Below are 25548 nucleotides of genomic sequence, written 5' to 3' on the forward strand. Positions count from 1 at the left end.
CCTCCGTGAGGTGCCTAAGCGGCCGGCTGCAAGGATGCAACCGAACCGGCAGCTCCGTGGTCCAGCTTAGCCTGCCTAAGTGGCGTCGCCGGTCCTCTGGGGGCCCCTACGCGTCTCCAGCTCGTGGGCGTAGGGACCCGCATGTCCACCGGTTCTCATGAAGTGTTTGTCGATCTCGGCGATGATCGCTTCAGCCTTCTCTCCGCCATTTAATCTGATCAGAGCGTCCAGCTTCGCTTCGGTGCGATCATCGTTTTCCTTCGAAGACGGAGATCCGATATAGAGAAAGTAGGCAAGACCGACGACCTGCCAGAGCAACTGCAAGAATTCGGACTGCCAGTTTTCAAAGGTGTCTCGGCTCATCTCCATGAGGTAGGCATTGATATCAGGGGCTTGACCGTGGCTCTGTTGCTCGCCGACAAAAGCGAACCAGCCAAACAACCAATGGCCGGCGAGCGAAAATAGAAAGAAGCCGACTGTGATCCAGGCGTAGGCGTATTTCTTGAACATGATACCTCCTTTGGACAGGCGACCGGTGGTGGCGCGTGCACGACCAGCCGCACTTTTTGAAGTCCTCATCAGCTGATACCTGGCCTGCCCTCCAAGTCCGCTCGATCGAGAGATCGCCTGCAGCAATCGGCGCGCCGATGCTGAAAGCGGGCACGACCTCGTGTCCAAAGGTTTTGATGAACTCGCGCTGGTTGCGCCCGACATTGTGGATATAAATCTCTTCAAATCCCATCGCGATATCGGCCTTCAGCCACTCGACGTGCTGTTGCGGATCGGCCGAGATGCGCACATGCTCATCCATGTCTTCGGGCCGCACCTTCAGGCACGCCTCGTCGAACTCCTCCGGCAAACGAAGCGTTTCCGAGATCGCGGCCGAAATCGCGTTGCTCCGCCATTGGTCGAAAGCGTTTGCCCTCGCTTCGCCTTCGGAGTCGGCATAGGACACATGCGCCTGTAAATAGAGCGGCTTGTCCTTCCCGCCGCCACGGCGGAAGGCATCGACGACTTCGCCGAGCTTGTCGGGCGGCTGGTTGATGGTGATAAGCGCATCCGCCCATTCTCCCGCCCACTCGGCCGTTTCGGGCGAAAGAGCACCGGCGACAATGCGGGGAAGCCTGTTTGACAGGGTATGGACCCGCGCCTGATCGACTTTGATCGGCGCTGACCGACTGACAAGCTTCCCCGACCATAAGTCCCGTATGATCTCGACCGCCGCTCGCAGTCGTTCATTTCTTTCTGCCTTGGAAGGCCAGCGCTCCCCCATGACGTGTTCATTCATGGCTTGCCCGCTGCCGACCGCGATCCACGGCAACCGTCCGGGAAACATCTCTGCGATCGTCGCGCCGGCCTGTGCAGTAATCGCCGGATGATAACGCCAGCCCATAGGAACGGTTATGATACCGAAGGGAATAGACCGCGTCGCCTGGAGGCCCGCCCCTAACCAAGCCCAAGCAAAGCCTGACTGACCCTGCCTCTCGCTCCATGGCGTCAGATGATCGGACGACATCACGGCGCCGAAACCTGCAGCTTCCGCCGCCTGCACATATCCAAGGAGCTCACTTGGCGAAAATTGTTCATGGGATGCGTGATAACCGATGAGCGTCATGATCCGTTTCCTTCCGAAACAAACCAATGGTTGGCATAGGGCTCGAGCTCCGGGCGTGGTTGGAGGATACCTTCGAACTCCACATCGCCGATGAGATCTCTGAACTTCCTGTGCTGCATGCCGCTAAAATCGATTTCCGTCTTGTAGGAAAACGGTCCGTCGGCGACGATCGGCTGACACAGTTTTCCGACATTCGCACTGGAGAACCCCGCCTTCTTCTCCGACCACCATTGCATCGGCAGCCGCACTGCTGGTCGCGGTGCTTGCCTAGGACGGGTTCTGCACCTTCGAATATGGAATAGCCTATGCATACCAGCTGCTGCTTCGGTTCGGCACCGCGACGGTCTCCCGATAATCTCTGTTGCCACACCTTCTAACGGTTCCGGAGGGAGGGGGTTCCTTGAGCCGCGCCACGGCTACGAACGGGAAGTTGGGATCAAGTCCGGCCCGATGGAACCCACGCGCACCACCGGTGTTCTCCCAAGATCCCAAACAAGTAGGAAAGCTTCCGATGGATCAGTCCACGACACCGCTGGGAGGTCCCATGCGATCACCTCTCCAACCGAAATGGTGGCATACGGCAACTGTCTATCAGGTCTATCCGCGCAGCTTCTGCGATTGTAACGGAGATGGCATCGGCGATATTCCGGGCATTACCTCCAAGCTCGATTACCTGAAGAAACTCGGGATCGACATCATCTGGCTGTCGCCGATCTACAAGTCGCCGATGGACGACAACGGCTACGACATATCCGACTATAGGGACATCGCCCCCGAGTTCGGCTCGCTCGCAGATTTCGACGAGTTGGTGGCTGAGGCGAAAGACCGCGGGATCGGCATCATGCTCGACCTCGTCGTGAACCACACCTCCGACGAGCATCCGTGGTTTCTTCAATCTCGCCGCGACCTGGACAACCCATTCCGCGATTTCTACATCTGGCGCAAGCCCGCCCCGGACGGAGGACCGCCGAACCGGTTAACATCCTCCTTCGGCGGGCCGGCCTGGACGCTCGATGCCGCCACCGGCGAATATTACCTGCACATGTTTTCCCGTCGCCAGCCGGACCTCAATTGGGAGAACGCGAAGGTCCGGGCGGAAATCTACGACATGATGAACTGGTGGCTCGAGCGCGGCATTGCAGGCTTCCGAATGGATGTCATCGACTATATCGGCAAGCAGGTGGATCAGGAGCTCGTCAAGGACGGACCACATTTGCACGATTATCTGCAGGAGATGAATGCCAAGACCTTTGGCAGCCGCGATATCCTGACGGTCGGCGAAGCCTGGAGCGCCACACCCGGCGCAGCGCTCCTCTATTCCGGGCGTGAACGCCGGGAACTGTCGATGATCTTCCAGTTCGAGCACGTCACCCAGCAATGGGACGCGGTTTATGGGAAATGGCGCCCGAAGCCGTTCGACCTCGTAAACCTCAAGACCGTCCTCAGCAAATGGCAGCTTGCTCTATCCGAAGATGGTTGGAATTCGCTCTTCTGGGGCAATCATGATCTTCCGCGCGCAGTCTCGCGCTACGGCAATATCACCGGCTATCACGTTGAGTCGGCGAAGATGCTGGCGACCGCGTTGCATCTCCTGAAGGGCACGCCTTTCGTCTATCAGGGCGAGGAGATCGGCATGACGAACGTTCCCTTCACCTCCATCGAACAGTATCGCGATATCGAAACTATCAACATGCACAGACTGCACGTGGAGGCCGGCCTTTCACCGGAGGAATTCATCCGCGGAGCAAACGAGAACGGCCGCGATAACGCCCGCACGCCGATGCAATGGAGTGCTGCCCCCTATGGCGGTTTTTCCACAGGCGTCCCCTGGATCGAGGTCAATCCCAATTATCCGAAGGTGAACGCCGAAGCGGCCATCAAGGAAGAGAAGTCGATCTGGAATCATTATCGCAAGCTGATCGCTCTCCGGAAAACCCACCCTGTTATCGTTTATGGCGAGTACCGGTCCTAGCTCGACCAGCACCCCGATGTTTTCGTTTATACCCGCACGCTCGACAGGAGCTGGATCATCGTGGTCGCCAACTTCACACCCAGGGACATTACGCTGAGTTTGCCGACGGAGCTCGCTATCAACGGAGAATGCCTCATCTGCAATTATGAACCAGTGCACATGATCGGCGAAACTGTTGAGCTCAAGCCATACGAAACCTTCGCGATAGAATGTAAGTGAAGCTCTCGAGCCAATGCGCGCTTTGCCAACCGACGGAGTGACGGTTTTCGGCGATCTCGAACTCTTTGAAAAGTTGCACCCTATGTTGGCATGACGCGATCAGCCGCCGAATGACTTCCGATAGGCATGCGGGCTCGTGCCCAGCCGCTTGCGGAAGTGGTGCCGCATCGTCGCCAGCGTGCCGAAGCCGCTTGATATCGCGATATCGTCGAGCGATACGGCTAGTTCTCTTTCGAGAAGGTCGCGCGCATGGCGCAGCCGCTCCTTCAGCAGCCATTCGCCGACGCTGAGACCCGTCGTCGCTTCGAAGCGGCGCTGGAAAGTGCGTATGCTCATGCCGGCCCTTTTGGCGAGCAGGCTGATCGGCTGCTCCTCGGCAAGGCTTGCGCGCATCCAGTCGATCAGCGGGCTGAGGCGTATGCCCTCACGTTCCTCCGGAACCGGCGCGCCGATGAACTGCGCCTGCCCGCCTTCGCGGTGCGGCGGCACGACGAGGCGGCGGGCGACGCTGTTTGCCGCCTCCGAGCCGAAATCGCCGCGCACCACATGCAGGCAGAGATCGATGCCTGCGGCGCTGCCGGCCGCTGTCAGCAGGCTGCCCTCATCTATGTAGAGTACATCCGCCTCGAGCGTGATGTCGGGATAACGCGCCGCGATCGAGTTGACATAGCGCCAATGTGTTGTCGCCCTGCGGTTGGCAAGCAGTCCGGCGCCGGCAAGGACTGCAACGCCGGAACAGAGCGACATGATGCGCGCGCCGCGCTGATGCGCTGCCTTGAGAGCGGCGGCAAGCGGTTCCGGCACCGGCGCATCGATCGACCGCCAGCCGGGCACGACGATCAGGTCTGCCGCGTCGAGCACTTCCAGCCCCCTGTCGACCGCGACCGTCAATCCGCCGGCGGCGCGAAGCGGCCCCGGCTCGATGCCGCAGACGGAGAAGCGATACCACCCCTCGCCCATCTCGGGACGCGGCAGGCCGAAGACCTCATAAGCTATCCCGAATTCGAAGGTGCAGAGCCCGTCATAGGCAAGCACCGCGACCAGCGGTCCGTTCGTCTTCGGAGATATGTTTGGCATGATCTTTACGCTGTCAGTCATGATGGCCAATTTCGCCAAGCTTTAACATCGGCGATATCAGGGGGCAATCCAGCACGAAAGGAAAGACCGATGCCAAGCGCCGTCTCCGAAATCCCCGCCGCCGAGCCTGACCTCGCCGCCGCCCATTATGCCGCTAAGCTCGCCTTCGAGACCGATTGTTCGGATGTCCGCGCCGCTTTCGCAGCTGGAAAGGTCGATTTCGTTCTTCTCGATGTGCGCTCGCCGGCACTGTTTGCGCAGTCCCATGTGCCGGGCGCGATTAACCTGCCGCACGGCAAGATGACCGCACATCGCATGTCGGAATGGGCAAAAAACACGCTCTTCGTCGTCTATTGCGCTGGTCCTCATTGCAACGGCGCCGACAAGGCGGCCTTTCGCCTTGCCAAGCTCGGCCTCAGAGCCAAGCTGATGATCGGCGGCATGACCGGTTGGGCCGATGAGGGTTTTGCCTTCGAAACCGAAACCATCGCTGCCGAATAACAGAAGGCTCCCCTCCACGATTCGCAGGGAGCCTCATGTCTCAAAACTCAATGACGATCTTGCCGAAGGGGCCTCGATAGAGATGATCGAGCGCCTGCGGCAGCTCTTCGAAGCCATAACGCCTGTCGATAACAGGCTTCAGCCCGGTCTGGTCGACGGCGCGCACCAGATCCTCCAGTGCCCTGCGGTGACCGACCGTAATTCCCTGCAGGACGGGCGCCTTGAGAAGCAGTGGCGCCACCGGCGCCGAAACCTCGAAGCCCTCGAACACACCGATCACCGAAATTCGGCCGTTGACCGCCACGGCCCTCAGCGCTTGGCCGAGATGCGGACCGCCGACGATTTCGAGCACATGGTCGGCGCCGTAATCGCCGGTCAGTTGATGCAGCCGCTCCACCCAGTCGCCCTCGTGCCGGTTGATCAGATGATCGGCGCCGAGCGCCAGCGCCCGGTCGAGCTTTTCGCTACTGGCTGACGTGATGAAGACCTCGGCGCCATGCGCCTTGGCGATCTGCAGGCCGAAGAGCGCGACGCCGCCGGTTCCCTGCACCAGCACCTTGTCGCCAGCCTTGAGCTTGCCGCATTCGATCAGTGCGAACCATGCCGTCAGTCCGGCGCAGGGCAGCGTGCTCGCTTCAGCGGCATCGAGCGTTTTCGGCGCATGCGTGAACCACTCCTCGGAAAACACGGTGTGTTCGGTCAGCACGCCCGGATGGAAGCCGCCGCGCGTCTGGTAGGGTAGATTACGCGCGTTGCCCGGGCCGCGTCCATCGATCCAATCCGGGGAAAAGGTGGATATAACTCGATCTCCGGGTTTGAAGCGTGTGACATCCGGCCCGACGGCCTCAACCACGCCTGCCATGTCCGAGGCCGGGACAAAGGGAAACTGCAGCGGCAGTCCCATGCCGCTTTCGAGCACAAGCCTGTCGCGGAAATTGAGGGAGACCGCCTGCGTCCGCACCCGGATCATGCTGCCAGACACGTCGGGAATTCTCGCTTCACCGATCTTCAGATTGGCCTCCGGCCCAACGGCATCGGTTTGCCACTGCTTTGTCGTCTGCATCTCCTGCTCCTTCTCGATTGGAGGAGCAGCAGGTATATCGTTGAATATTCATCGCCTGTTGCGATATTATGTCGTCGAACTGGTGCCATAAAGGAAACAAAGATGGAGCAATTGAAGGGGATTTCGATCTTCGTCCAGACGGTCGAAGCCGGCGGTTTCTCCGCCGCCGCCGAACGGCTTCACCTCACCCGCTCGGCAGTCAGCAAGACGATCGCAAGGCTCGAACAGCGACTCGACGTCCGGCTCTTCAACCGCACGACCCGGACCCAGAGCCTGACTGACGAGGGCCGGTTCTTCTATGAGCGCTGCCTGAAAGCTATCGAGGAAATCCGGATCGGCGAGGCCCAACTTGAATCGGGCAGGCGCGAGGTCCGCGGCAGGCTGAGGGTATCGATGCCGGCGCTGTTTGGACGCCATTGCGCCGCTCCGATCCTGACCCGCCTGCTCGACGACCACCCCGATCTCGAACTGGACTTATCCTTCAGCGATCGGGTCGTCGATCTCCTAGAGGACGGCTTCGACCTTGCCGTCCGCAACGGTCCGCTGAAGGACAATCCCGACCTGATGGCGCGAACGATCGCCCGGCAGTCCATGACGGTCTGCGCCTCGCCCGCTTATCTCGAAAACTATGGCGTGCCGCAAACGATCGACGATCTCGCCCGCCATCATGGCATCGTCTATCGCAGGGGTGACAATGACAAGGCTTGGACCTTCCCGGCTCCGGCCGGTCCCCCACGCGAAGTTCTGCCGAAATCACGGCTGCGGCTCGACGATCTCGCTTCGATCGCAGACGCCGCGGTTGAAGGCCGCGGGCTTGCCTGGCTGACCTGCTGGCTGGTGCGGGACAAGGTCCTCTCAGGTGAACTCGTGCGGGTTCTGACCGATACACCATCAACCATATTTGAAGCCTATGCCGTCTGGCCGCGATCGCCGGTGATGCTGCCGAAAGTGCGTCTTGCCATCGATACGCTGGCCGCGGAACTGCCGGCGATCATGAGCTGAAAAAGGCATCCTCTCAGGAAATCGAGCTGTTAGCCACCCTCCGGCCGCAGCCCGCCAATAAAGAGTTGCTCCAGAAACCGCGCGGCATCCTCGAAGCGCCCTTCGCCGGAATGTTCCTGCCCCAGCACCGCGCGCACCTGGACGTCGAAATCCGCATAGTGCTGGGTCGTCGACCAGATCGAGAAGATCAGGTGGTAGGGATCGCATTCGACGATCTTGCCTGATTTCGTCCAGGCGCGGATGACCTCCGCCTTCTCGTCTACCAGTTGCTTCAGCGGCCCCTTCAATTCGTCCTCGATATGCGGAGCGCCCTGCAGCACCTCATTGGCGAACAGCCGGCTCTCGCGCGGAAAATCGCGCGCCATCTCCAGCTTGCGCCTGATGTAGCTGCGGATTTCTTCTTCCGGATTGCCCTCGGCGTCGAAGGCCCGCAGCGGCTCCAGCCAGGTATAGAGGACCCGGTCGATCAGCGCCCGGTGCATCGCTTCCTTGGTGCGGAAATAATAAAGCAGATTGGGTTTCGACATGCCCGCGACTTCGGCGATCTGGTCGATCGTCGAACCGCGAAAGCCGCGTGCCGAAAACACGTCGAGCGCCGCCTCCAGAATCTGCTCTTCCTTCTCCTCCTGGATTCGCGTTCGCCTCTGGGTCTTCGCTGCTCTCGGAATAGCCATCGGCTATTGTTTCCCCTTGATATTCAACTTCTTCCCTCAAGCTTCGGCAGAGGCGACCCCTGGCGCTTTCTTGAGCAACTGCCCGCATTTTTATCGGAAAATTTCGTGATTTTCGTCTTGAGCCCCGCGGTGGAAGTTGTAATGTTTACCAATCGGTCAAATATCCGCCAGATGAAAAACAAAGGCAACTGGCGATTTTCCGGCGCTCGACAAAACCAACAACAGGCGCGGGAAAGGACCACGGGAACAGGCGGGCATGCCCCTTGCATGACTGCCGCAAACAGGTGAGGGCTTGAAGAATGGTGGCAGCACCAGGCGAGAACATGCGCATCAATGGCGACCGTCTCTGGGACAGTCTCATGGACATGGCGAAGATCGGCCCCGGAATCGCCGGCGGCAACAACCGCCAGACGCTGACGGATTCGGATGCCGAGGGCCGCAGCCTTTTCAAGACATGGTGCGACGAGGCGGGCCTGACCATGGGTGTCGACCGCATGGGCACGATGTTCGCCACCCGCCCCGGCACTGATCCCGACGCCCTGCCGGTCTATGTCGGCTCGCATCTCGACACCCAACCAACCGGCGGCAAATATGATGGCGTGCTTGGCGTGCTCTCGGCCCTCGAAATCGTGCGCACGATGAACGACCTCGGCATCAAGACGAAGCACCCCATCGTCGTCACCAACTGGACGAACGAGGAAGGCGCACGCTTCGCCCCTGCCATGCTGGCGTCGGGCGTCTTCGCCGGCGTGCACAGCCTGGACTTCGCATATAACCGCAGGGATCCAGAGGGCAATCTGTTTGGCGACGAGTTGAAGCGCATCGGCTGGGTCGGCGACGAAGAGGTCGGCGCCCGCAAGATGCACGCCTATTTCGAATATCATATCGAGCAGGGTCCGATCCTCGAAGCCGAGGAAAAGCAGATCGGCGTCGTCACCCACTGTCAGGGCCTGTGGTGGCTGGAATTTACGCTGACCGGCAAGGAGGCCCATACCGGCTCGACGCCGATGAACATGCGCGTCAATGCCGGCCTTGCCATGTCGCGCATCCTGGAAATGGTCCAAGGCGTGGCGATGAGCGAGCAGCCGGGCGCCGTCGGCGGCGTCGGCCAAGTCTTCTTCTCGCCGAATTCCCGCAACGTGCTGCCGGGCAAAGTGGTCTTCACTGTCGACATCCGCTCGCCCGACAAGGCCAAGCTCGATCGCATGCGGGCAAAGATCGAGGCTGAGGCGCCTGGCATCTGCGACGCGCTGGGGGTCGGCTGTTCCATCGAGGCGATCGGCCATTTCGCACCGGTCACCTTCGACGAAAAGCTCGTCACCTCGGTTCGCTCCGCCGCCGAACGGCTCGGTTACAGCCACATGAACATTATCTCCGGCGCCGGCCACGACGCTTGTTGGGCCGCCAAGGTCGCGCCTGCCACCATGGTCATGTGCCCCTGCGTCGGCGGGCTCAGCCACAACGAGGCGGAAGAAATCTCCAAGGAATGGGCGACGGCCGGAGCCGATGTGCTGTTCCATGCTGTTGTGGAGACGGCGGAGATTGTGGTGTGATGTCTGCTGCAGAACCCGGAGCCCCCTCATCCGACCCTTCGGGCCACCTTCTCCCCGCTGGGGAGAAGGGAATGGCGAACGTCGCGGCTTCTCCCTTCTCCCCTCGGGGAGAAGGTGCCCGAAGGGCGGATGAGGGGGCTCCGGGCGCGACCAAAATTATCAAACAGGATATCCGCAGACATCGCCCAGTCAAAACAGCACAAGCTCGACAGCTTCGTCAAAACGAAACCGAAGAAGAATACCATCTCTGGAGCGACCTGCGCGCCCGCCGCTTGAACTGTTATAAATTTGCAAGGCAAGTCCCGCTTGGGCCATTCATTGTCGATTTCCTCTGTCGCGAAAAACGATTGATCGTCGAAGTCGATGGCTTCCAGCATGCCGAAAACGTCAGCGATCAACGCCGAACCGAATGGCTTAATGCAAATGGCTATTCTGTCCCGCGCTTCTGGAATCAGGAAGTCTCTCGCGAAAGACGCTCCGTACTCGAAACAATCCTGGCAGCATTGGAAGGCCGGCTTGAAGCCAGCGAGGAAACGCTCAGCTTCTATTCACCAGGCGAATCCAAAGAAAAGAAGAGGGAACGATCATGACCACAGTCATCAAGAACGGCACCATCGTCACGGCCGACCTCACCTACAAGGCTGATGTCAAGATAGACGGCGGCAAGATCGTCGAGATCGGTCCGAACCTCTCTGGCGACGAAACGCTCGATGCCTCCGGCTGTTTTGTCATGCCGGGCGGCATCGACCCGCACACTCATCTCGAAATGCCCTTCATGGGCACCTATTCCTCCGATGATTTCGAGAGCGGCACGCGCGCGGCGCTTTCCGGTGGCACGACCATGGTGGTCGATTTCGCCCTTCCCGCCCCCGGCCAGTCGCTGCTGGAGGCGCTGACCATGTGGGATAACAAATCGACCCGCGCCAATTGCGACTATTCCTTCCACATGGCGGTCACCTGGTGGAGCGAGCAGGTCTTCAAGGAGATGGAGACCATCGTCCGCGACAAGGGCATCAACACCTTCAAGCACTTCATGGCCTATAAGGGTGCGCTGATGGTCGATGACGACGAGATGTTCGCCTCGTTCCAGCGCTGCGCCGAGCTCGGCGCGCTGCCGCTGGTGCATGCCGAAAACGGTGATGTCGTCGCCTCGATGTCGGCAAAGCTGCTCGCCGAGGGCAATAACGGCCCCGAGGCGCATGCCTATTCCCGGCCGGCTGAAGTCGAGGGTGAGGCCACCAATCGCGCCATCATGATCGCCGACATGGCCGGCTGCCCTGTTTACATTGTCCACACCTCCTGCGAGCAGGCGCATGAAGCGATCCGCCGGGCCCGCGCCAAGGGCATGCGCGTCTATGGCGAACCACTGATCCAGCACCTGACGCTCGACGAGAGCGAATATTCCAATCCCGACTGGGATCATGCCGCCCGCCGCGTCATGTCGCCGCCCTTCCGCAGCAAGCAGCATCAGGATAGCCTCTGGGCAGGGCTCGCCTCCGGTTCGCTGCAGGTGGTCGCAACCGACCACTGCGCTTTCACCACGGCGCAGAAACGTTTCGGCGTCGGCGACTTCACCAAGATCCCGAACGGCACAGGCGGCCTCGAAGACCGCATGCCGATGCTCTGGACACACGGTGTCAACACCGGCCGACTGACGATGAACGAATTCGTCGCCGTCACCTCGACCAACATCGCCAAGATTCTCAACATCTATCCGAAGAAGGGCGCGATCCTCGTCGGCGCCGATGCCGATATCGTGGTCTGGGACCCGAACCGTTCGAAGGTCATCTCGTCCAAGACCCAGCAGTCGGCGATCGACTACAACGTCTTCGAGGGCAAGGAAGTGACTGGCCTGCCGCGCTACACGCTGACGCGCGGGGTCGTCGCGATCGAGGAAAGCACGATCAAGACCCGCGAGGGCCACGGCGAGTTCGTCAGGCGCGAACCGGTGACAGCCGTCAGCAGAGCGCTGTCCACCTGGAAGGAGATCACCTCTCCGCGCAAAGTGGAACGCAGTGGCATCCCGGCAACCGGCGTATGACGATGGAGCATAGCGATACGGCCATCAACCGGGGAACGACGCCTTCATGCGGATGACTTCACGCCGGCACCAGCGCGTCCAGTTCCGGCAGAAGCACGACGCTTTCCTGCTCGTGGGGATCGGTGCGCGCAATGACCGCCGTGCAGGGCGTGCTGCTGAGGTTCGCAGGCATATGCGGCACGCCGGCCGGGATGTAGAACAGTTCGCCGGCATGGGTGATGACGTGATGCTCCAGCCGGTCGCCGTACCAGGTATGAGCCTCGCCGGAGAGCACGTAGATCGCCGTCTCATGCGCCTCGTGCAGGTGCGCCTTGGCACGCACGCCGGGCGGGATCGTCAGGAGGTGCATGCAGATGCCCGTGGCGCCGACAGTCTCGGCCGCTATCCCTTCGAAATAGCTGAGCCCCTGCTTGCCGTCATAGGCGTGCTTGGGACGAACGATGTGGCAGGTTGGTTTTGATGTCGCGTCCATTTTCTTCCTCCAAGAATTGCGCCGCCGGGAAAGCCGGCAGCGATGGTAACATGCAAACCGCCGTCAAGCGGGGAAAACAAGATCGGTCGCATTGATGCAAGCACCCTCCGTCGTATCCGCCAAGGACCTCTGTCTCACCTACCAGGCGAATGACGGCCCGGTGCGGGCGCTGAGCGATGTCAATCTCGATGTCCGCAAGGGTGATTTCGTCTCTTTCATCGGCCCGTCCGGCTGCGGCAAGACGACTTTCCTCCGCGTCATCGCCGATCTCGAAAGGAGCACGTCGGGCGAAATCTCGATCAACGGCATGACGCCGGCGGAGGCGCGCAAAGCCCGCGCCTACGGCTACGTCTTTCAGGCGCCGGCGCTCTATCCCTGGCGCACCATCGAGAACAATATTGCCTTGCCCTTGGAGATCATGGGCTACCGCGGCGCCGATCGGACGAGGCGCATCGCCGAGGCGCTCGACCTCGTCGGTCTTTCCGGCTTCGAGAAGAAATTCCCCTGGCAGCTTTCCGGCGGCATGCAGCAACGCGCCTCGATCGCCCGCGCGCTCGCCTTCGACGCCGACCTGCTATTGATGGACGAGCCCTTCGGCGCGCTTGACGAGATCGTCCGCGACCATCTGAACGAAGAGCTGCTGAAACTCTGGGCCCGCACCAACAAGACGATCTGCTTCGTCACCCACTCCATCCCCGAGGCGGTCTACCTCTCGACCAAGATCGTGGTGATGTCGCCGCGCCCCGGCCGCGTCACCGACGTGATCGACTCCACGCTTCCGGCCGAACGCCCGCTCGACATCCGCGACAGGCCGGAGTTCCTGGAAATCGCCCACCGCGTCCGCGAGGGGCTGAGGACGGGGCATAGCCATGAGGTTTAGGCCGTTGCGCTCTTGGGCCACCCCCCTCTGCCCTGCCGGGCATCTCCCCCACAAGGGGGGAGATCGATATGCCGAGCCGGCCTCCCCAAACAACGAAGGCCCCCTAGCCCAGCATGGCAGCATTGGGGAACGACCCGCCATCTCCTTGCCGATCTCCTCCCTTGTGGGGGAGATGCCCGGCAGGGCAGAGGGGGGTAACGGCCCACGCGGTGCCGATATATGGGGGCTATCCCTGTGAAATCCGACACATTCAGGGACAAGATCGTCCCCGTCACCACCATCCTGCTCGCCCTCGTCGCCATCTGGTATGTCGCCGCCATTCTCATGAACGCGCCGTTCCAGCGTGATATCGACAGCCGCGCCGGCGTCACGCCGACCACGATGGAATTCATCGGCAAGACGCTGGCGCAGCCGAAGCCGATCCTGCCGGCACCGCATCAGGTGGCTGAGAATGTCTATGAGAACACTTTCCTGCGCAGCCTTTCGAGCAGCCGGAGCCTCGTCTATCACAGCTGGGTAACGCTCTCCTCCACCCTGCTCGGCTTCGGTTTCGGCATGCTGCTCGGCATTCTTCTCGCCGTGCTGATCGTGCATAACCGCGCCATGGACCGCTCGCTGATGCCTTGGCTCGTAGCCAGCCAGACAATCCCGATCCTCGCTATCGCGCCGATGATCGTCATCATCTCCTACAACGTGCTGACCGGCGACAATGCGCTGGCGCATCTGCTGAATCTCGATTCCGACGCCTCCCGCCTCGTCTCCAAGGCGCTGATCTCCACCTACCTCTCCTTCTTTCCGGTCGCCGTCGGCATGGTGAAGGGGCTGCGGTCACCCGAACTCCTCTATCTCGACCTCATGCGCACCTATAACGCCAGTCCGATGCAGACCTTTTGGAAACTGCGCGTCCCTGCCTCGATCCCCTTTCTCTTCACTTCTATGAAGGTCGCGATCGCAGCAAGCCTCGTCGGCGCCATCGTCGGCGAATTGCCGACGGGCGCCGTTGCCGGCATTGGTTCGAAGCTGCTCGCCGGCTCCTATTACAGCCAGACGATCGATATCTGGGCAGCGCTGGTCGCCGGCTCGCTGCTTGCAGGCGTCCTCGTCGCGATTGTCGGCCTTGCGGCGAAGATCGTCGACCGCGCCATGGGCGGGAGGCCGGCATGAGACGTCTGAGCTTCTCCTGGCAAGGCGCGGCCGCTCTTCTTTTCTGCATCGCGGCGCTGGCTGCCTTACCGCTTCTGGCCGAGGGCGCGGCCCGTCCTTTAACCGATGGCACCGCAAGCCTCATCTTCATCGTCATCGCCGCGGCCGCTCTCCTGTCCTTTGCACCGCAACCGCCGGCCTATCGCGCCACCGTGCTGTTCATCGGCGCCCATGGCGCCGCCTGGCTGCTGCTTGCAGCGATTTCCGGCAACGAGGGCACGGCAACGCGGGCTTACTTCCTGCTGCTCTTCGCCGCGTGGCTGCTCGCCTGGCGATGCGTCACGGAGCTTTCGAAAGTGCCGCCTGCCGCCGCCTTCGGTGCATCGGTGCTCGAACTGCTGATTCCGGCGATTTTCGGCGCCTGGATTCTCATCCTCTGGGAGGCGATCACGCGCGGTGCCGGCGTCCCCTTCATCCTGTTGCCGCCGCCGAGCGCCATCGGCGCCCGCATCATGGCCTCTCTGCCCATCCTCGGCGACGACGTCAGGCAGACGATCTTCAAGGCGGTTCTGATCGGTTATATCGTCGGCTGCCTCAGCGGCTTCGTCGTCGCGGTGCTGGCCGACCGCATCGCCTTCCTGCGCCGCGGCCTGCTGCCGATCGGCAACATGGTGTCGGCTCTGCCGATCATCGGCATCGCCCCGGTCATGGTCATGTGGTTCGGCTTCGACTGGCCGTCGAAAGCCGCCGTCGTCATCATCATGACCTTCTTCCCAATGCTGGTGAACACCGTGGCAGGCCTCTCCGCCTCCGGCAGCATGGAGCGCGACCTGATGCGCACCTACGCATCGAGCGACTGGCAGACGTTGCTCAAGCTCAAGCTTCCGGCGGCGATGCCCTTCATTTTCAACGCACTGAAGATCAACTCGACGCTGGCTCTGATTGGTGCCATCGTTGCGGAATTCTTCGGGACGCCGATCGTCGGCATGGGCTTCCGCATCTCGACCGAGATCGGCCGCATGAATGTCGACATGGTCTGGGCGGAAATCGCCGTCGCGGCGCTGGCCGGCTCGATCTTCTATGGCATCATCGCCCTGACAGAACGGGCGGTGACGTTCTGGCATCCGTCTATCCGTGGTGGCTAGGCGCGCGCGGGCCTCGCAAATTGGGTCCGGGCATAACTTCAGAGGGTAAGGACAAGAAAATGAAAAAATTGATGGTTGCAATGATGGCGAGCGCCATGTCGCTTGCAGCGGCCCATGCTATGGCCGCCGACAAGGTGGTGCTGCAGCTGAAATGGGTCACACAGAGCCAGTTCGCCGGTTATTATGTCGCCCAGGAGAAGGGTTTCTACAAGGAAGAGGGCCTCGACGTCGACATCAAGCCCGGTGGTCCCGATATCGCGCCTGAGCAGGTGATCGCCGGTGGCGGCGCCGATGTCATCGTCGACTGGATGGGCGGCGCGTTGGTTGCCCGCGAAAAGGGCGTTCCGCTGGTCAACATCGCCCAGCCATATCAGAAGTCCGGCCTGGAAATGATCTGCCGTAAGGACGGCCCGGTCAAGACCGAGGCCGACTTCAAGGGCCATACGCTCGGCGTCTGGTTCTTCGGCAACGAATACCCCTTCTTCGCTTGGATGAACAAGCTGGGTCTTTCCACCGAAGGCGGCCCGAACGGCGTCACCGTGCTGAAGCAGAGCTTCGACGTACAGCCGCTCGTCCAGAAGCAGGCCGATTGCATCTCCGTCATGACCTACAACGAATACTGGCAGGCGATCGATGCCGGCTTCAAGCCGGAGGAACTGACGGTCTTCAACTATACGCAAATGGGCAATGACCTTCTCGAGGACGGCCTCTACGCCATGGAAGACAAGCTGAAGGACCCGGCGTTCAAGGAGAAGATGGTCAAGTTCGTCCGCGCCTCGATGAAGGGCTGGAAATATGCGACCGAGAACCCCGATGAAGCCGCCGAGATCGTCGTGGACAACGGCGGCCAGGACGAGAACCACCAGAAGCGTATGATGGGCGAAGTTGCCAAGCTGGTCGGCGACGGCTCCGGCAAGCTGGACGAAGCGCTCTATGCCCGCACGGCGAAGGCTCTGCTCGACCAGAAGATCATCAACAAGGAGCCCTCGGGGGCCTGGACACACGAGATCACAGACGCCGCATCCAAGTAAACACGGCAGGAAGTAAAGCGAAACGCGCGGAGAAAATTTCCGCGCGTTTCTCATTTTTGGGACGACACGAAAAAAGCGTCGCTGATGTCGCATTTTTCCGGCGTCAAACGTCATTAGGGGAGAAGCGGGATCAATGATCGTCATGTTCGCATAACTCTGCGATGATTGATTCAGGTCATGATGGTAATTATTATCGTCTCATGGGGAATTGTTTTCTGCCGGGCTTGCATATCGAGCAAATCGATACCAACTAGAAGCCGATTTGCCGGCGAGGGATGAAGACGGCAAATGACGTGTGGATACCCCTGAGAATGCAGGAAAGGCAGTGGCCTGGTCGCGAGCTCGATGGCAGACGCGCGAATTCGGCTAACCTTATGACGAGATTGGACGAAAACGCATGGCACGCAAGCCGACTGGAATTTTAGGCGCATCCACCCTTTTTGCAGCGGCGCTGGCTGCATCCGCCGCCTTTTCGCAGGAAGCGCAGGTCGCAAAACCGCAGCAGAACCTGCCGGCGATCGTTGTCACCACAGCCGTCAATCGCACCCTCGTCGACCGTGTTATCGGCACCGGAACGGTCAAGCCGGTGGAGGAAGTCTATATCCAGCCGCAGGTCGAAGGCCTTTCGATTCGCACGCTGAAAGCCGATGTCGGCGACAAGGTCCAGGCTGAAAGCACGCTGGCAACGCTCAATGACGACGCCCTGGTCCTGGAGAAAAGCCAGATGATGGCGACGAAGGCCAAGGGCGAGGCAAGCCTTGCCCAACTGCGCGCCCAGCTCATCGAAGCGCAGGCCAATGCCGAACAGGCAAGGCAGCAGCAGGCCCGCGCCCAGGAAATGGGCAAGAAGGGCACGGTTTCTACAGCCCAGGTCGAGCAGGCCGATGCGACCGCCGCTGCCGCCAACGCCCGAGTCGTCTCCGCCGAGCAGGCGATCGAGGTCGCCGAAGCCGATCTGAAGGTCTTCGACAGCCAGATCGCAGACGCCGATCTGAAGCTCGCCCGCACCGATGTGAAGACGCCGGTTGCCGGTGTGGTTTCGGCTAAGAACGCCAAGGTCGGCGCGATCGCCGCCGGCAACGGCGATCCGCTATTCACCATCATCCGCAACGGCGATATCGAGCTCGTCGCCGAAGTCGCCGAAAGCGATATTGTCAGGATTGTGGCCGGCCAGAAGGCAACCATTTCCCTTTCCGGCAGCCGCGAAAAGCTTTCCGGCGCCGTGCGCCTGGTTTCGCCGACCGTCGATCCCAGCACCCGCCTTGGCCTGGTGCATATCTCGATCGACGATGACAGCAAGGCGCGTTCCGGCATGTATGGCAGCGCCGAGATCATCGTCCGCGAAACCGAGGGCGTATCGCTTCCCCTGACGGCGGTGCTGACCGGCAACGAAGGCTCCTCCGCCCGTAAGGTCGAGGACGGCGTGGTGAAATTCGCCAAGATCGAGACCGGCATCCAGGACGGCGCCTATGTCGAGATCGTCAATGGATTGAAGAGCGGCGACGAGGTCGTCGCCAAGGCGGGCGCTTATGTCCGCGACGGCGACCACATCACGCCGGTGCGTGAACAGCCCTCCGCTTCCAACTAAAGAGACCATCCGATGAATTTTTCAGCCTGGTCCATTAGAAATCCCATCGCGCCGCTGCTGGCCTTCTGCCTGCTGATATTCATCGGCATTCAGTCCTTCAACACGCTGCCGATCACGCGCTTTCCGAACATCGACGTGCCGCTGGTCTCGATCAGCGTGACGCAAAGCGGCGCGTCGCCGGCCGAACTCGAAATGCAGGTGACGAAGGAGATCGAAGACGCGATCGCCTCGATCACCGGCATCGACGAAATCCAGTCGACGGTGACCGACGGCAGTTCACAGACCAACGTCATGTTCCGGATGGAAGTGCCGACCGAACAAGCCGTACAGGACGTCAAGGACGCGATCGACCGCATCCGCAGCGATCTGCCGGCGACGGCCGAAGCACCAATCGTTACCAAGGTTGATGTCGAGGGCCAGGCGATCCAGACCTTCGCCGTGTCCTCACCCGACATGTCGCTCGAAGAACTGTCCTGGTTCGTCGACGATACAATCAAGCGCGCGCTGCAGGGCCAGGCCGGCATCGGCCGAGTCGATCGTTACGGCGGCGCTGAACGCGAAGTGCGCATAGAACTCGCGCCCGGCAAGCTCGATGCTTACGGCATCACAGCTGCAAGCGTGAACGATCAGCTGCGCGGCACCAATGTCGATCTCGGCTCCGGTCGCGGCCAGGTGGCGGGCAGCGAACAGGCAATCCGCGTTCTTGGCGACGCCCGCAATGTCGCCGAACTTGCAGACACGACGATTGCGCTGCCGAGCGGCCGTTTCGTCAAGCTGTCCGATCTCGGCGTCATCAAGGACACCTATGAGGAGCCAAAATCCTTTTCGCGCTTCAACGATACGCCCGTCGTTACCTTCGGCGTCTTCCGCTCGAAGGGCGCCAGTGAGGTCAGCGTCGCCGAGACGGTCGCGCAGAGCCTCGACAAGGTGCGAAGCGAAAATCCGAACGTGAAGATCGAGATGATCGACGATTCGGTCTATTTCACCTACGGTAACTATGAAGCCGCCATCCACACGCTGCTCGAAGGCGCCCTGCTCGCCGTCATCGTCGTGCTGCTGTTCCTCAGGAACTGGCGCGCGACGCTGATCTCGGCCATCGCGCTCCCGCTCTCTGCGATCCCGACCTTCTGGGTCATGGACATGATGGGCTTCTCGCTGAACCTCGTCAGCTTCCTGGCGCTGACGCTCGCGACAGGCATCCTGGTCGACGACGCGATCGTGGAAATCGAGAACATTGCCCGCCATATCAAGATGGGCAAGACGCCCTATCGGGCGGCGATCGAGGCGGCGGATGAAATCGGTCTCGCCGTCATCGCCACCACCTTCACCATCATCGCCGTCTTCGTCCCAGTTTCCTTCATGCCGGGCATTCCGGGCCAGTACTTCATCCAGTTCGGCCTGACCGTCGCATTCTCCGTCTTTTTCTCGCTGCTGGTGGCACGCCTCATCACCCCGATGATGGCCGCCTATCTCATGCGCGCCGAAGACGGCGTCGACGACCATCACGACAATGACGGTCTGCTGATGAAGGGTTATACGCGCCTGATCCGCGCCACGACCGGGCACAAATATTCGCGATATCTGACGCTGCTTGCGGCGATCGGTTTCCTCGTCGGTTCGGTTATGCTGCTGATGAAGGTTCCCGGCAGCTTCCTGCCGCCCGAAGATGCCTCGCGCATCGTTCTCTCTGTTGAACTGCCGCCCAATGCGCGGCTCGACGACACCGAGAAGACGACGAAGGCGATCTATGACAGGGTCAAGGACCTGAACGGCGTCGAAAGCGTCTTCGTCCTCGGCGGGGCATCGCCAAAGGGCGATCTCGAACTGCGCCGTGCGACCATTACGCTGGCGCTCCACAAGCTCGACCAGTCGCTGGTCAAGAAGGTGGTCAACGACGTGCTCGGCCATATCCCGGTCATCGGCCCGATGCTGCCGAAGGTGGAAGTCCACGGCCGCGAGCGCCCGCAATGGGAAATTGAAAAGGAAGTCTTCGCCAAGCTGCGCGATATTCCCGATGTCCATATCCTGAAGCTTAACGACCGCGGCGAACGCGACCTCTCCTTCAACTTCCTCTCCAAAAACGAGAAGGACCTGAACGAAGCCGTCGGCATTCTGGAATCCAAGTTGCGTGCCGACCCGCTGCTCGCCAATGTCAGCGCCGACGGCGCCCTGCCGCGTCCGGAACTGCAGGTCTATCCGCGCAAGGACGAGGCGGCGCGTCTCGGCATCACGCCGCAGCAGATCTCCGAGACGATCCGCGTCGCCACCATCGGCGATGTGGACGCGGCCCTCGCCAAGATCTCGCTCGACGATCGCCAGATCCCGATCCGCGTCCAGGCGGCCCTTGACATGCGCCGCGACCTTGCCGCCATCCGGGCGCTGAAGATCCAGACCGCCAGCGGCGGCACCGTTCCGCTCTCGAGCGTGGCGAATATCGACTATTCGGAAGGCGTAAGCTCGATCAAGCGCAACAACCGTAACCGGGTCGTCTCTATCGGTTCCGACCTGCCGCAGGGCGTAGCGCTCGACACCGCCTCGGCCCGTTTCCGCGAGATCGTCAAGGCGGCCAACATTCCGGCCACGGTGCACCTCGCGGAAAGCGGCGACACCAAGGTGCAGACCGAGATGCAGCAGAGCTTCGTCAACGCCATGTTGATGGGCCTCCTGTTGGTGCTGACCGTGCTGATCCTGCTCTTCAAGGACGTGATCCAGCCCTTCACCATCCTGTTCTCGCTGCCGCTCGCGATCGGCGGCGTCGCGGCGGGCCTGATCATCACCAACAATCCGCTGTCCATGCCTGTCATGATCGGCATTCTGATGCTGATGGGCATCGTCACCAAGAATGCCATTCTGCTCGTCGATTTTGCAATCGAGATGCGCCATCAGGGCATGTCCCGTGTTGAAGCCATGGTCGAAGCCGGCCGCAAACGCGCCCGGCCGATCATCATGACTTCGATTGCCATGTCGGCAGGCATGCTGCCGTCGGCGCTCGGCGTCGGCGAAGGCGGCTCGTTCCGCGCGCCGATGGCAATCGCCGTGATCGGCGGCATCATCGTCTCGACGGTGCTGTCGCTCGTCGTCGTTCCCTCCTTCTTCCTGATCATGGACGATCTGTCCCGCCTGCTCGGCTGGATGTTTGGACGCCTGGTCGGCAGGAAGGATGAGGAAGACCTGCCGCTCTCGCGCGAGGATCTTACCCGCGTGACCCGCGAGAACCGCAGCGATATTGATGCGCTGGACGAGCGCCTGACCGCGATCGAAAAGCCGGAAAGCAAGCGCAAGGGCGCCAACGACACCAATGTGCTCCGCCTGCCGCCGTTTGCGGCGGAGTGAGCAAAGCCTCAGGAACCGAGACGGGCCGGGAGTGACCTCCCGCTCGTCGGGCTGCTGACAAATCGCATGCAAAACCCCCGGCGTCATCCTCGGCCTTCTGCCGAGGATCTATGCCGGCCCAATTAAAAACCTGGAAATAAATGTTTACCCGTCAAATAATCGCGGTGGTTAGATGCTCGGCACGAGCCCGAGCATGACGGAAGAGACGTTGTCAACAAACTACGAACCGGGAGCGATCTCCCGGCCCGTTTTTGTTTCGCCACCTCGCCACGTCAGCCTGATGCGGCGGGCTTGCGCCTCAGAGCCCGCCCTGCTCTCTCAAGAAACGAACGATCGAGCTGACGCCATCGCCACGCTTCATATCGGAGAAGACGAAGGGGCGTGAGGCGCGCATGCGCGTCGCATCCCGCTCCATCACTTCAAGATCAGCGCCGACATGGGGTGCCAGATCCTTCTTGTTGATGACGAGCAGGTCGGAGCGGGTGATGCCGGGCCCGCCCTTGCGCGGGATTTCCTCCCCTTGGCAGACCGAGATGACATAGATAGTGATATCGGCGAGGTCCGGCGAAAAGGTCGCCGCCAGATTGTCGCCGCCTGACTCGATGAAGACGACATCGAGATTCGGGATCCGCTCGTTAAGGCTCGCGATCGCCTGAAGATTGATCGTCGCATCCTCGCGAATGGCGGTGTGGGGGCAGCCGCCGGTTTCGACACCGACGATGCGGTCCGAAGGCAGTGCCTGCATGCGCACTAGCGCCTCGGCATCCTCGGTCGTATAGATGTCGTTGGTGACGACGGCGACAGAATAGTCGTCCCGCATCGCCTTGCAGAGCTTTTCCGTCAGCGCCGTCTTGCCCGACCCGACCGGCCCGCCGATGCCGACGCGCAGAGGTCCGTTTCTTGATTTCATATGGCATACTCCAATAGGATTCCGATGATAGCGACGCCGCCGGCATGCGCCACCGTCAAATGACGCAGTTGCGGGATAATTTGGTAGTTACGAGCGGAAAAGCCTGATCGTCTGGGTTTCGTGGCGCAGGCTGGCGATATCGGCCTGCACCGTCGCCGAACCGAGATCGTCGAGGGTTGAGGCTGCCGCCCGCCGCGCGATTCCCGCAATATGCTCTTCAAGCCCGGCAAGCATAGCAACACCATCCTTCTGCCCGGCAACGCCGAGACGGATGCCTGATGATACCGCCTGCGAGGTATAGGCATGAAGGAAGACCGCGAGCACCTTCTCAGGCCTTATAGCATGGGCGCCCGCAACCGCTCCGACCGCAATGGGATAGGCGGTCTTGCCAGGCAGTCTTTCGAAAACCTCGTCCGGCCAGGCTCGCGCCGCCAAGAGGAACGCCTCGCCGAGCAGCATCGTTTCCTTATGGCGCTCACGCGATCCGGCAAGCGCTTCGGCAAGCGCAGCGATTTCGGCAAGGCCCGGAGCCTCGGCCTGGCGCCTGTGGCTCTCCGCCAGAAGCACCGCATCGTTCCAGACCGAGCCATGGCCGATCAGCGTGCCGATCCAGTCCGCAAGCGAGGCCGCGTCGGTCACGAGCCCATCGGCTACCGCCCGCTCCAACCCGCCTGAATAGGCGAAACTGCCGATCGGAAAGGCCGGTGAAAACCATGCCATCAGGCGCAACAATGCCTGCAATTCACGATCTTCGCTCATCGAGCCTCAATCGTGTTTGTGGCCGTGATGCCCGTGCCCATGACCATGGTGGTGATCATGGTCGCAGGTGTGATCATGTTTGTGGTCATAGCCATGCGCGTGATCATGGTCATGACCAGCGTTGTGATTGTGCCCGTGGTCATGATGCGCATGCGCCTGGTCATGCGAATGTCCGCCATGTGAATGATAGGCCCCGCGCGTAGGCTGGAAGGGCTCTTCGATATCGAGCACGGTGGCGCCGAGCCCCTGCAGCATGGTTCGGATGACATGATCGCGCAGGATGACGATGCGGTCTTCCTCGATCTGGGCGGCGAGATGACGGTTGCCGAGATGCCAGGCAAGCTCGACCAGATGCGTGCGGTCGCGTCCGCGAATCTCGAAGAGCTTCTCGTCGGCGGCAAGGATCTCGATCAGTTCGCCGTCTTCGCGCACAAGCAGGTCGCCATTGGCGAAGAGCACCGGATCCTTGAGGTCGAGCATGACCATCTCGCCATTCTCCAGATGCAGGAGCTTGCGGCGCAAATGCCGCAGATCATGCGGCAGCTTGACCTGGGCGGTCGGATGGGAGGAAGAGGTTCCGGCGGGAAGATAGGAGGTGACGCGCTGCATGATATGTCCGTTTTGATGAGACGACGACCATGCAAAATAGCCCTTCCCGATGCAAGCACCAATGATCTTTCATTTGGGAGGCCGGCTTTTATATTCCGTAGGCCTGCATCATGTTGTCGCTCCCCAGCCCCCTGCCCTCAGTATTGGCACTAGTTTCGGCGAGCCCGTGCCAGGCATGATGCAGTCCCTCCCGCTCGTGCACGACGCGATTGCGTCCGAGCGCCTTGGCGAGATAAAGCGCCCGATCGGCCGAGGCGTAGACCTGCTGCTTGCTGCGCCCAGGAATGAGATCGGCCACGCCGCCGGAAATGGTGATGTCAATATGGTTCCCATCTGCCACGAGCGGTCTGTTGGCGATATCGGCCTGCACGATCTGGATCCGCTCCAACCGTTTCTCCAGCGGTTCGCCGGAGACGATGACGCCGAACTCCTCACCGCCGAGGCGCGCGACGACGGACGATTCGTCGAAGGCGGAAAGCAGCACCGCCGAGACCGCCGCGATAACCGCATCACCGCAGGCATGGCCGAAACGATCGTTGATCGCCTTGAAACGGTCGACGTCGAAAATGACGAGCGAGGCGTCGCCTTCGATCCGATCCAGCGCCTCGGTGAAGGCGCGCCGGTTCAACAGGCCGGAGAGGGTATCCGTGCGGCTGAGCTTTTCGAACTCCGCCCGCGAGAGCGTCAGTTCATGCATTGCAAAACCCGCCGCCAGCGACATCATGCCGGAAACCGTGCCGCCGACAAGCCAGGAAAAAATGGCGCCGAAGCCGATCGCGTGCGAAAGGGTCACCGGCAACAGCCCGAGAAAACCGAGTGGCGGTATCGTCAGCGCAATGATAACGCCGGAGAAAATGACGGCAAGAAAGCTCATCTTCAACGCAAAGACATAGACCTGCCTGCGATATAGAAAATGGCCAAAATCGGCCTGCAGCGACATCCAGTTTCTCATGAGAATCGACCTTCCTGCCCGGCGTTTCAAGGCATTGATAAGAGCCCAATTGCTGCGGGTGTCTTAATCGACTCGCTAAAATTCGAACGATTTCAGACGATTCGGTGGTAAGATTTTTTCTAGCAGGGGCTGCAAGCCTTCAATCCCTGAATCGAACAACGTACACAAGCAGCTAATGTACTGATTTATAATAGCTTTGCCACGATCTTGCACCGAGCTGTCTCAGAATGGTCTAGCTGAAGAAAAACTGCCGTTTCCAAGTGATTTTTACAACCGAACGGAGAAATCCATTCACAATTTCGTTTAAGAGCGCACCGGCCGGCGAGTGCGTCAATTGTAGACACCAACAGACAATCGCAATGATTGTGGAAGCGGGTTCCATAGGCCAGTCCGAAGCCCCGCCGAGCGGAGTGCAGCGGCAGTCCAGGTGTTGCAGCCGAAGAGGGCATTGAAGTATCCCTTGGCTTCGAAAAACCGATCGATCTCCCCGTAACCCGCATCCGGGATCGGCGCGATCGCGCCCGCGTTGCGGACGAAGCTGCCCGCGATGAATTGGCGCAGCCGCGCCAATTCATCATCACCAATATCGAAGGCCGTAACATCAGACTGCGGCTCGGCAATATGGCCAGCGAGATCCACATGCAGCACCGAACGATCTATCGTCAGCGCCCGGAGCACCGGCAGCGGCTTCAGCTCAGCCCAGGTCGGTGTTTCGAGATAGAAGGCGCGGCCGCCCCAGCCGATCACGAGCCATTCCGCATTCGGATGACCGAGCGGAAAATCCGGCTCGTCGAGGAAGGAAAATGCCGCCCGCGTCTCCTCATCGAGCGGAATGGCAATATCGGTATGAATCGATCCCGATAGGAGGAGAATGCGGTGGATTGCCTCCGCCGACGACGCCTTGACCGGGGCTATCAGCGGCCGGGGAATGAAGGTTCCGCCCGCTGCCAGAGTTGCGAGCAGGAGCACGATCCGCAACAGCCAGCGCATCCCCCTCAGCACGGAATGA

23 protein-coding genes and 2 pseudogenes are annotated in these 25548 nt (G+C 60.9%); 13 read left to right on the forward strand and 12 right to left on the reverse strand.

Translation table 11 applies throughout. The features are described from left to right. Positions 1–75: 75 nt before the first annotated feature. The 3 genes and pseudogenes from AC13QO_RS18580 to AC13QO_RS18590 all read right to left on the reverse strand — a co-directional run bounded on the left by AC13QO_RS18580 (position 76) and on the right by AC13QO_RS18590 (position 1863). Complete coding sequence (locus tag AC13QO_RS18580) at positions 76–510, reverse strand: DUF6766 family protein (RefSeq protein WP_285194318.1); 435 nt, start codon at positions 508–510, stop codon at positions 76–78. Between the two features lie 130 nt (positions 511–640). Further along, positions 641–1615: pseudogene (locus AC13QO_RS18585) on the reverse strand (TIGR03885 family FMN-dependent LLM class oxidoreductase); the annotation flags it as partial. Next, positions 1612–1863 (reverse strand): hypothetical protein, encoded by a 252-nt coding sequence (locus tag AC13QO_RS18590; protein ID WP_488541483.1) that lies wholly within the window; start codon positions 1861–1863, stop codon positions 1612–1614. The gene AC13QO_RS18590 and the pseudogene AC13QO_RS18585, both read right to left, overlap by 4 nt. 296 nt (positions 1864–2159) lie before the next feature. On the opposite strand from AC13QO_RS18590, the gene AC13QO_RS18595 reads away from it, so the two are divergent. Together AC13QO_RS18595 and AC13QO_RS18600 are read left to right on the forward strand one after the other, a co-directional pair. Beyond that, positions 2160–3587 (forward strand): alpha-glucosidase, encoded by a 1428-nt coding sequence (locus AC13QO_RS18595; protein WP_488541484.1) that lies wholly within the window; start codon positions 2160–2162, stop codon positions 3585–3587. An 18-nt stretch (positions 3588–3605) separates the two neighbouring features. Then, a pseudogene (locus AC13QO_RS18600) lies at positions 3606–3806 on the forward strand (alpha-glucosidase C-terminal domain-containing protein); the annotation flags it as partial. A 99-nt stretch (positions 3807–3905) separates the two neighbouring features. On the opposite strand, the gene ftrA reads toward AC13QO_RS18600, so the two are convergent. Next, positions 3906–4904, reverse strand: coding sequence for a transcriptional regulator FtrA (gene ftrA / locus AC13QO_RS18605; protein ID WP_488541485.1), 999 nt, complete (start codon positions 4902–4904; stop codon positions 3906–3908). Positions 4905–4973: 69 nt separating this feature from the next. Between ftrA and AC13QO_RS18610 the strand changes: the two genes are divergently transcribed. After that, positions 4974–5384 carry a rhodanese-like domain-containing protein gene (locus AC13QO_RS18610; protein ID WP_085779162.1) on the forward strand — a complete coding sequence of 137 codons (411 nt, stop codon included), beginning with the start codon at positions 4974–4976 and terminating at the stop codon, positions 5382–5384. Between the two features lie 40 nt (positions 5385–5424). Here the strand turns inward: AC13QO_RS18610 and AC13QO_RS18615 are convergent, their stop codons facing one another. Continuing rightward, positions 5425–6447, reverse strand: a complete 1023-nt coding sequence (locus tag AC13QO_RS18615; RefSeq protein ID WP_285194307.1) for a zinc-dependent alcohol dehydrogenase family protein — start codon at positions 6445–6447, stop codon at positions 5425–5427. Positions 6448–6549: 102 nt separating this feature from the next. On the opposite strand from AC13QO_RS18615, the gene AC13QO_RS18620 reads away from it, so the two are divergent. Continuing rightward, on the forward strand, positions 6550–7449 hold the full coding sequence (locus AC13QO_RS18620; protein ID WP_285194305.1) for a LysR family transcriptional regulator: 900 nt from the start codon (positions 6550–6552) through the stop codon (positions 7447–7449). Between the two features lie 29 nt (positions 7450–7478). Here the strand turns inward: AC13QO_RS18620 and AC13QO_RS18625 are convergent, their stop codons facing one another. Further along, positions 7479–8123: a TetR family transcriptional regulator C-terminal domain-containing protein gene (locus tag AC13QO_RS18625; RefSeq protein WP_085779165.1), complete on the reverse strand. Its 645-nt coding sequence runs from the start codon at positions 8121–8123 to the stop codon at positions 7479–7481. Between the two features lie 299 nt (positions 8124–8422). Between AC13QO_RS18625 and AC13QO_RS18630 the strand changes: the two genes are divergently transcribed. The 3 genes from AC13QO_RS18630 to hydA are packed head-to-tail and all read left to right on the forward strand — an operon-like array spanning position 8423 to position 11717. Further along, entirely contained in the window at positions 8423–9676 is a 1254-nt protein-coding gene (locus tag AC13QO_RS18630; RefSeq protein WP_488541486.1) for a Zn-dependent hydrolase, read from the forward strand. Continuing rightward, complete coding sequence (locus tag AC13QO_RS18635; protein ID WP_488541487.1) at positions 9676–10266, forward strand: endonuclease domain-containing protein; 591 nt, start codon at positions 9676–9678, stop codon at positions 10264–10266. The genes AC13QO_RS18630 and AC13QO_RS18635 overlap by 1 nt, the downstream gene beginning before the upstream one ends. Beyond that, positions 10263–11717 carry a dihydropyrimidinase gene (hydA, locus tag AC13QO_RS18640; RefSeq protein ID WP_085779167.1) on the forward strand — a complete coding sequence of 485 codons (1455 nt, stop codon included), beginning with the start codon at positions 10263–10265 and terminating at the stop codon, positions 11715–11717. Before AC13QO_RS18635 ends, hydA begins: the two co-directional genes overlap by 4 nt. A 58-nt stretch (positions 11718–11775) precedes the next feature. On the opposite strand, the gene AC13QO_RS18645 is transcribed toward hydA, so the two are convergent. Then, entirely contained in the window at positions 11776–12189 is a 414-nt protein-coding gene (locus tag AC13QO_RS18645) for a cupin domain-containing protein (RefSeq protein WP_011426527.1), read from the reverse strand. 94 nt (positions 12190–12283) lie between these two features. Between AC13QO_RS18645 and AC13QO_RS18650 the strand changes: the two genes are divergently transcribed. From AC13QO_RS18650 to AC13QO_RS18675, 6 genes are all read left to right on the forward strand, one after another. Then, positions 12284–13069 (forward strand): ABC transporter ATP-binding protein, encoded by a 786-nt coding sequence (locus AC13QO_RS18650; RefSeq protein WP_285194298.1) that lies wholly within the window; start codon positions 12284–12286, stop codon positions 13067–13069. Between the two features lie 234 nt (positions 13070–13303). Continuing rightward, positions 13304–14233: an ABC transporter permease gene (locus AC13QO_RS18655; protein WP_488541488.1), complete on the forward strand. Its 930-nt coding sequence runs from the start codon at positions 13304–13306 to the stop codon at positions 14231–14233. Then, positions 14230–15357, forward strand: coding sequence for an ABC transporter permease (locus AC13QO_RS18660; RefSeq protein WP_285194296.1), 1128 nt, complete (start codon positions 14230–14232; stop codon positions 15355–15357). Before AC13QO_RS18655 ends, AC13QO_RS18660 begins: the two co-directional genes overlap by 4 nt. Positions 15358–15416: 59 nt before the next feature. After that, positions 15417–16388 carry an ABC transporter substrate-binding protein gene (locus AC13QO_RS18665; RefSeq protein ID WP_085779170.1) on the forward strand — a complete coding sequence of 324 codons (972 nt, stop codon included), beginning with the start codon at positions 15417–15419 and terminating at the stop codon, positions 16386–16388. 397 nt (positions 16389–16785) lie between these two features. After that, positions 16786–17976 carry an efflux RND transporter periplasmic adaptor subunit gene (locus AC13QO_RS18670; RefSeq protein WP_488541489.1) on the forward strand — a complete coding sequence of 397 codons (1191 nt, stop codon included), beginning with the start codon at positions 16786–16788 and terminating at the stop codon, positions 17974–17976. A gap of 12 nt (positions 17977–17988) precedes the next feature. Continuing rightward, a complete protein-coding gene (locus AC13QO_RS18675; protein WP_488541490.1) occupies positions 17989–21309 on the forward strand; it encodes an efflux RND transporter permease subunit in 3321 nt (1106 codons plus the stop codon). Between the two features lie 298 nt (positions 21310–21607). Here the strand turns inward: AC13QO_RS18675 and ureG are convergent, their stop codons facing one another. From ureG to AC13QO_RS18700, 5 genes are all read right to left on the reverse strand, one after another. Further along, the gene (gene ureG, locus AC13QO_RS18680; protein ID WP_085779173.1) at positions 21608–22219 is read right to left on the reverse strand and encodes an urease accessory protein UreG; all 612 of its coding nucleotides are present in this window, start codon (positions 22217–22219) and stop codon (positions 21608–21610) included. An 87-nt stretch (positions 22220–22306) separates the two neighbouring features. Continuing rightward, positions 22307–22978, reverse strand: coding sequence for an urease accessory protein UreF (locus tag AC13QO_RS18685; RefSeq protein ID WP_488541491.1), 672 nt, complete (start codon positions 22976–22978; stop codon positions 22307–22309). A gap of 6 nt (positions 22979–22984) precedes the next feature. Then, a complete protein-coding gene (ureE, locus tag AC13QO_RS18690) occupies positions 22985–23587 on the reverse strand; it encodes an urease accessory protein UreE (RefSeq protein WP_488541492.1) in 603 nt (200 codons plus the stop codon). 88 nt (positions 23588–23675) lie between these two features. Continuing rightward, positions 23676–24539, reverse strand: coding sequence for a GGDEF domain-containing protein (locus tag AC13QO_RS18695; RefSeq protein WP_488541493.1), 864 nt, complete (start codon positions 24537–24539; stop codon positions 23676–23678). A 330-nt stretch (positions 24540–24869) separates the two neighbouring features. Continuing rightward, positions 24870–25541 carry a TIGR02117 family protein gene (locus AC13QO_RS18700; RefSeq protein WP_488541494.1) on the reverse strand — a complete coding sequence of 224 codons (672 nt, stop codon included), beginning with the start codon at positions 25539–25541 and terminating at the stop codon, positions 24870–24872. Between the last annotated feature and the right edge of the window lie 7 nt (positions 25542–25548).

Source organism: Rhizobium sp. CNPSo 3670 (assembly GCF_057784555.1).

Excerpts from the sequence above, each read along its gene's own strand:
- AC13QO_RS18580 (WP_285194318.1), bottom strand. The coding sequence starts at position 510 with ATGTTCAAGAAATACGCCTACGCCTGGATCACAGTCGGCTTCTTTCTA.
- AC13QO_RS18595 (WP_488541484.1), top strand. The coding sequence starts at position 2,160 with ATGCGATCACCTCTCCAACCGAAATGGTGGCATACGGCAACTGTCTAT.
- ftrA (WP_488541485.1), bottom strand. The coding sequence starts at position 4,904 with ATGACTGACAGCGTAAAGATCATGCCAAACATATCTCCGAAGACGAAC.
- AC13QO_RS18610 (WP_085779162.1), top strand. The coding sequence starts at position 4,974 with ATGCCAAGCGCCGTCTCCGAAATCCCCGCCGCCGAGCCTGACCTCGCC.
- AC13QO_RS18615 (WP_285194307.1), bottom strand. The coding sequence starts at position 6,447 with ATGCAGACGACAAAGCAGTGGCAAACCGATGCCGTTGGGCCGGAGGCC.
- AC13QO_RS18620 (WP_285194305.1), top strand. The coding sequence starts at position 6,550 with ATGGAGCAATTGAAGGGGATTTCGATCTTCGTCCAGACGGTCGAAGCC.
- AC13QO_RS18625 (WP_085779165.1), bottom strand. The coding sequence starts at position 8,123 with ATGGCTATTCCGAGAGCAGCGAAGACCCAGAGGCGAACGCGAATCCAG.
- AC13QO_RS18630 (WP_488541486.1), top strand. The coding sequence starts at position 8,423 with ATGGTGGCAGCACCAGGCGAGAACATGCGCATCAATGGCGACCGTCTC.
- AC13QO_RS18635 (WP_488541487.1), top strand. The coding sequence starts at position 9,676 with ATGTCTGCTGCAGAACCCGGAGCCCCCTCATCCGACCCTTCGGGCCAC.
- hydA (WP_085779167.1), top strand. The coding sequence starts at position 10,263 with ATGACCACAGTCATCAAGAACGGCACCATCGTCACGGCCGACCTCACC.
- AC13QO_RS18645 (WP_011426527.1), bottom strand. The coding sequence starts at position 12,189 with ATGGACGCGACATCAAAACCAACCTGCCACATCGTTCGTCCCAAGCAC.
- AC13QO_RS18650 (WP_285194298.1), top strand. The coding sequence starts at position 12,284 with ATGCAAGCACCCTCCGTCGTATCCGCCAAGGACCTCTGTCTCACCTAC.
- AC13QO_RS18660 (WP_285194296.1), top strand. The coding sequence starts at position 14,230 with ATGAGACGTCTGAGCTTCTCCTGGCAAGGCGCGGCCGCTCTTCTTTTC.
- AC13QO_RS18665 (WP_085779170.1), top strand. The coding sequence starts at position 15,417 with ATGAAAAAATTGATGGTTGCAATGATGGCGAGCGCCATGTCGCTTGCA.
- AC13QO_RS18670 (WP_488541489.1), top strand. The coding sequence starts at position 16,786 with ATGGCACGCAAGCCGACTGGAATTTTAGGCGCATCCACCCTTTTTGCA.
- AC13QO_RS18675 (WP_488541490.1), top strand. The coding sequence starts at position 17,989 with ATGAATTTTTCAGCCTGGTCCATTAGAAATCCCATCGCGCCGCTGCTG.
- ureG (WP_085779173.1), bottom strand. The coding sequence starts at position 22,219 with ATGAAATCAAGAAACGGACCTCTGCGCGTCGGCATCGGCGGGCCGGTC.
- AC13QO_RS18685 (WP_488541491.1), bottom strand. The coding sequence starts at position 22,978 with ATGAGCGAAGATCGTGAATTGCAGGCATTGTTGCGCCTGATGGCATGG.
- ureE (WP_488541492.1), bottom strand. The coding sequence starts at position 23,587 with ATGCAGCGCGTCACCTCCTATCTTCCCGCCGGAACCTCTTCCTCCCAT.
- AC13QO_RS18695 (WP_488541493.1), bottom strand. The coding sequence starts at position 24,539 with ATGAGAAACTGGATGTCGCTGCAGGCCGATTTTGGCCATTTTCTATAT.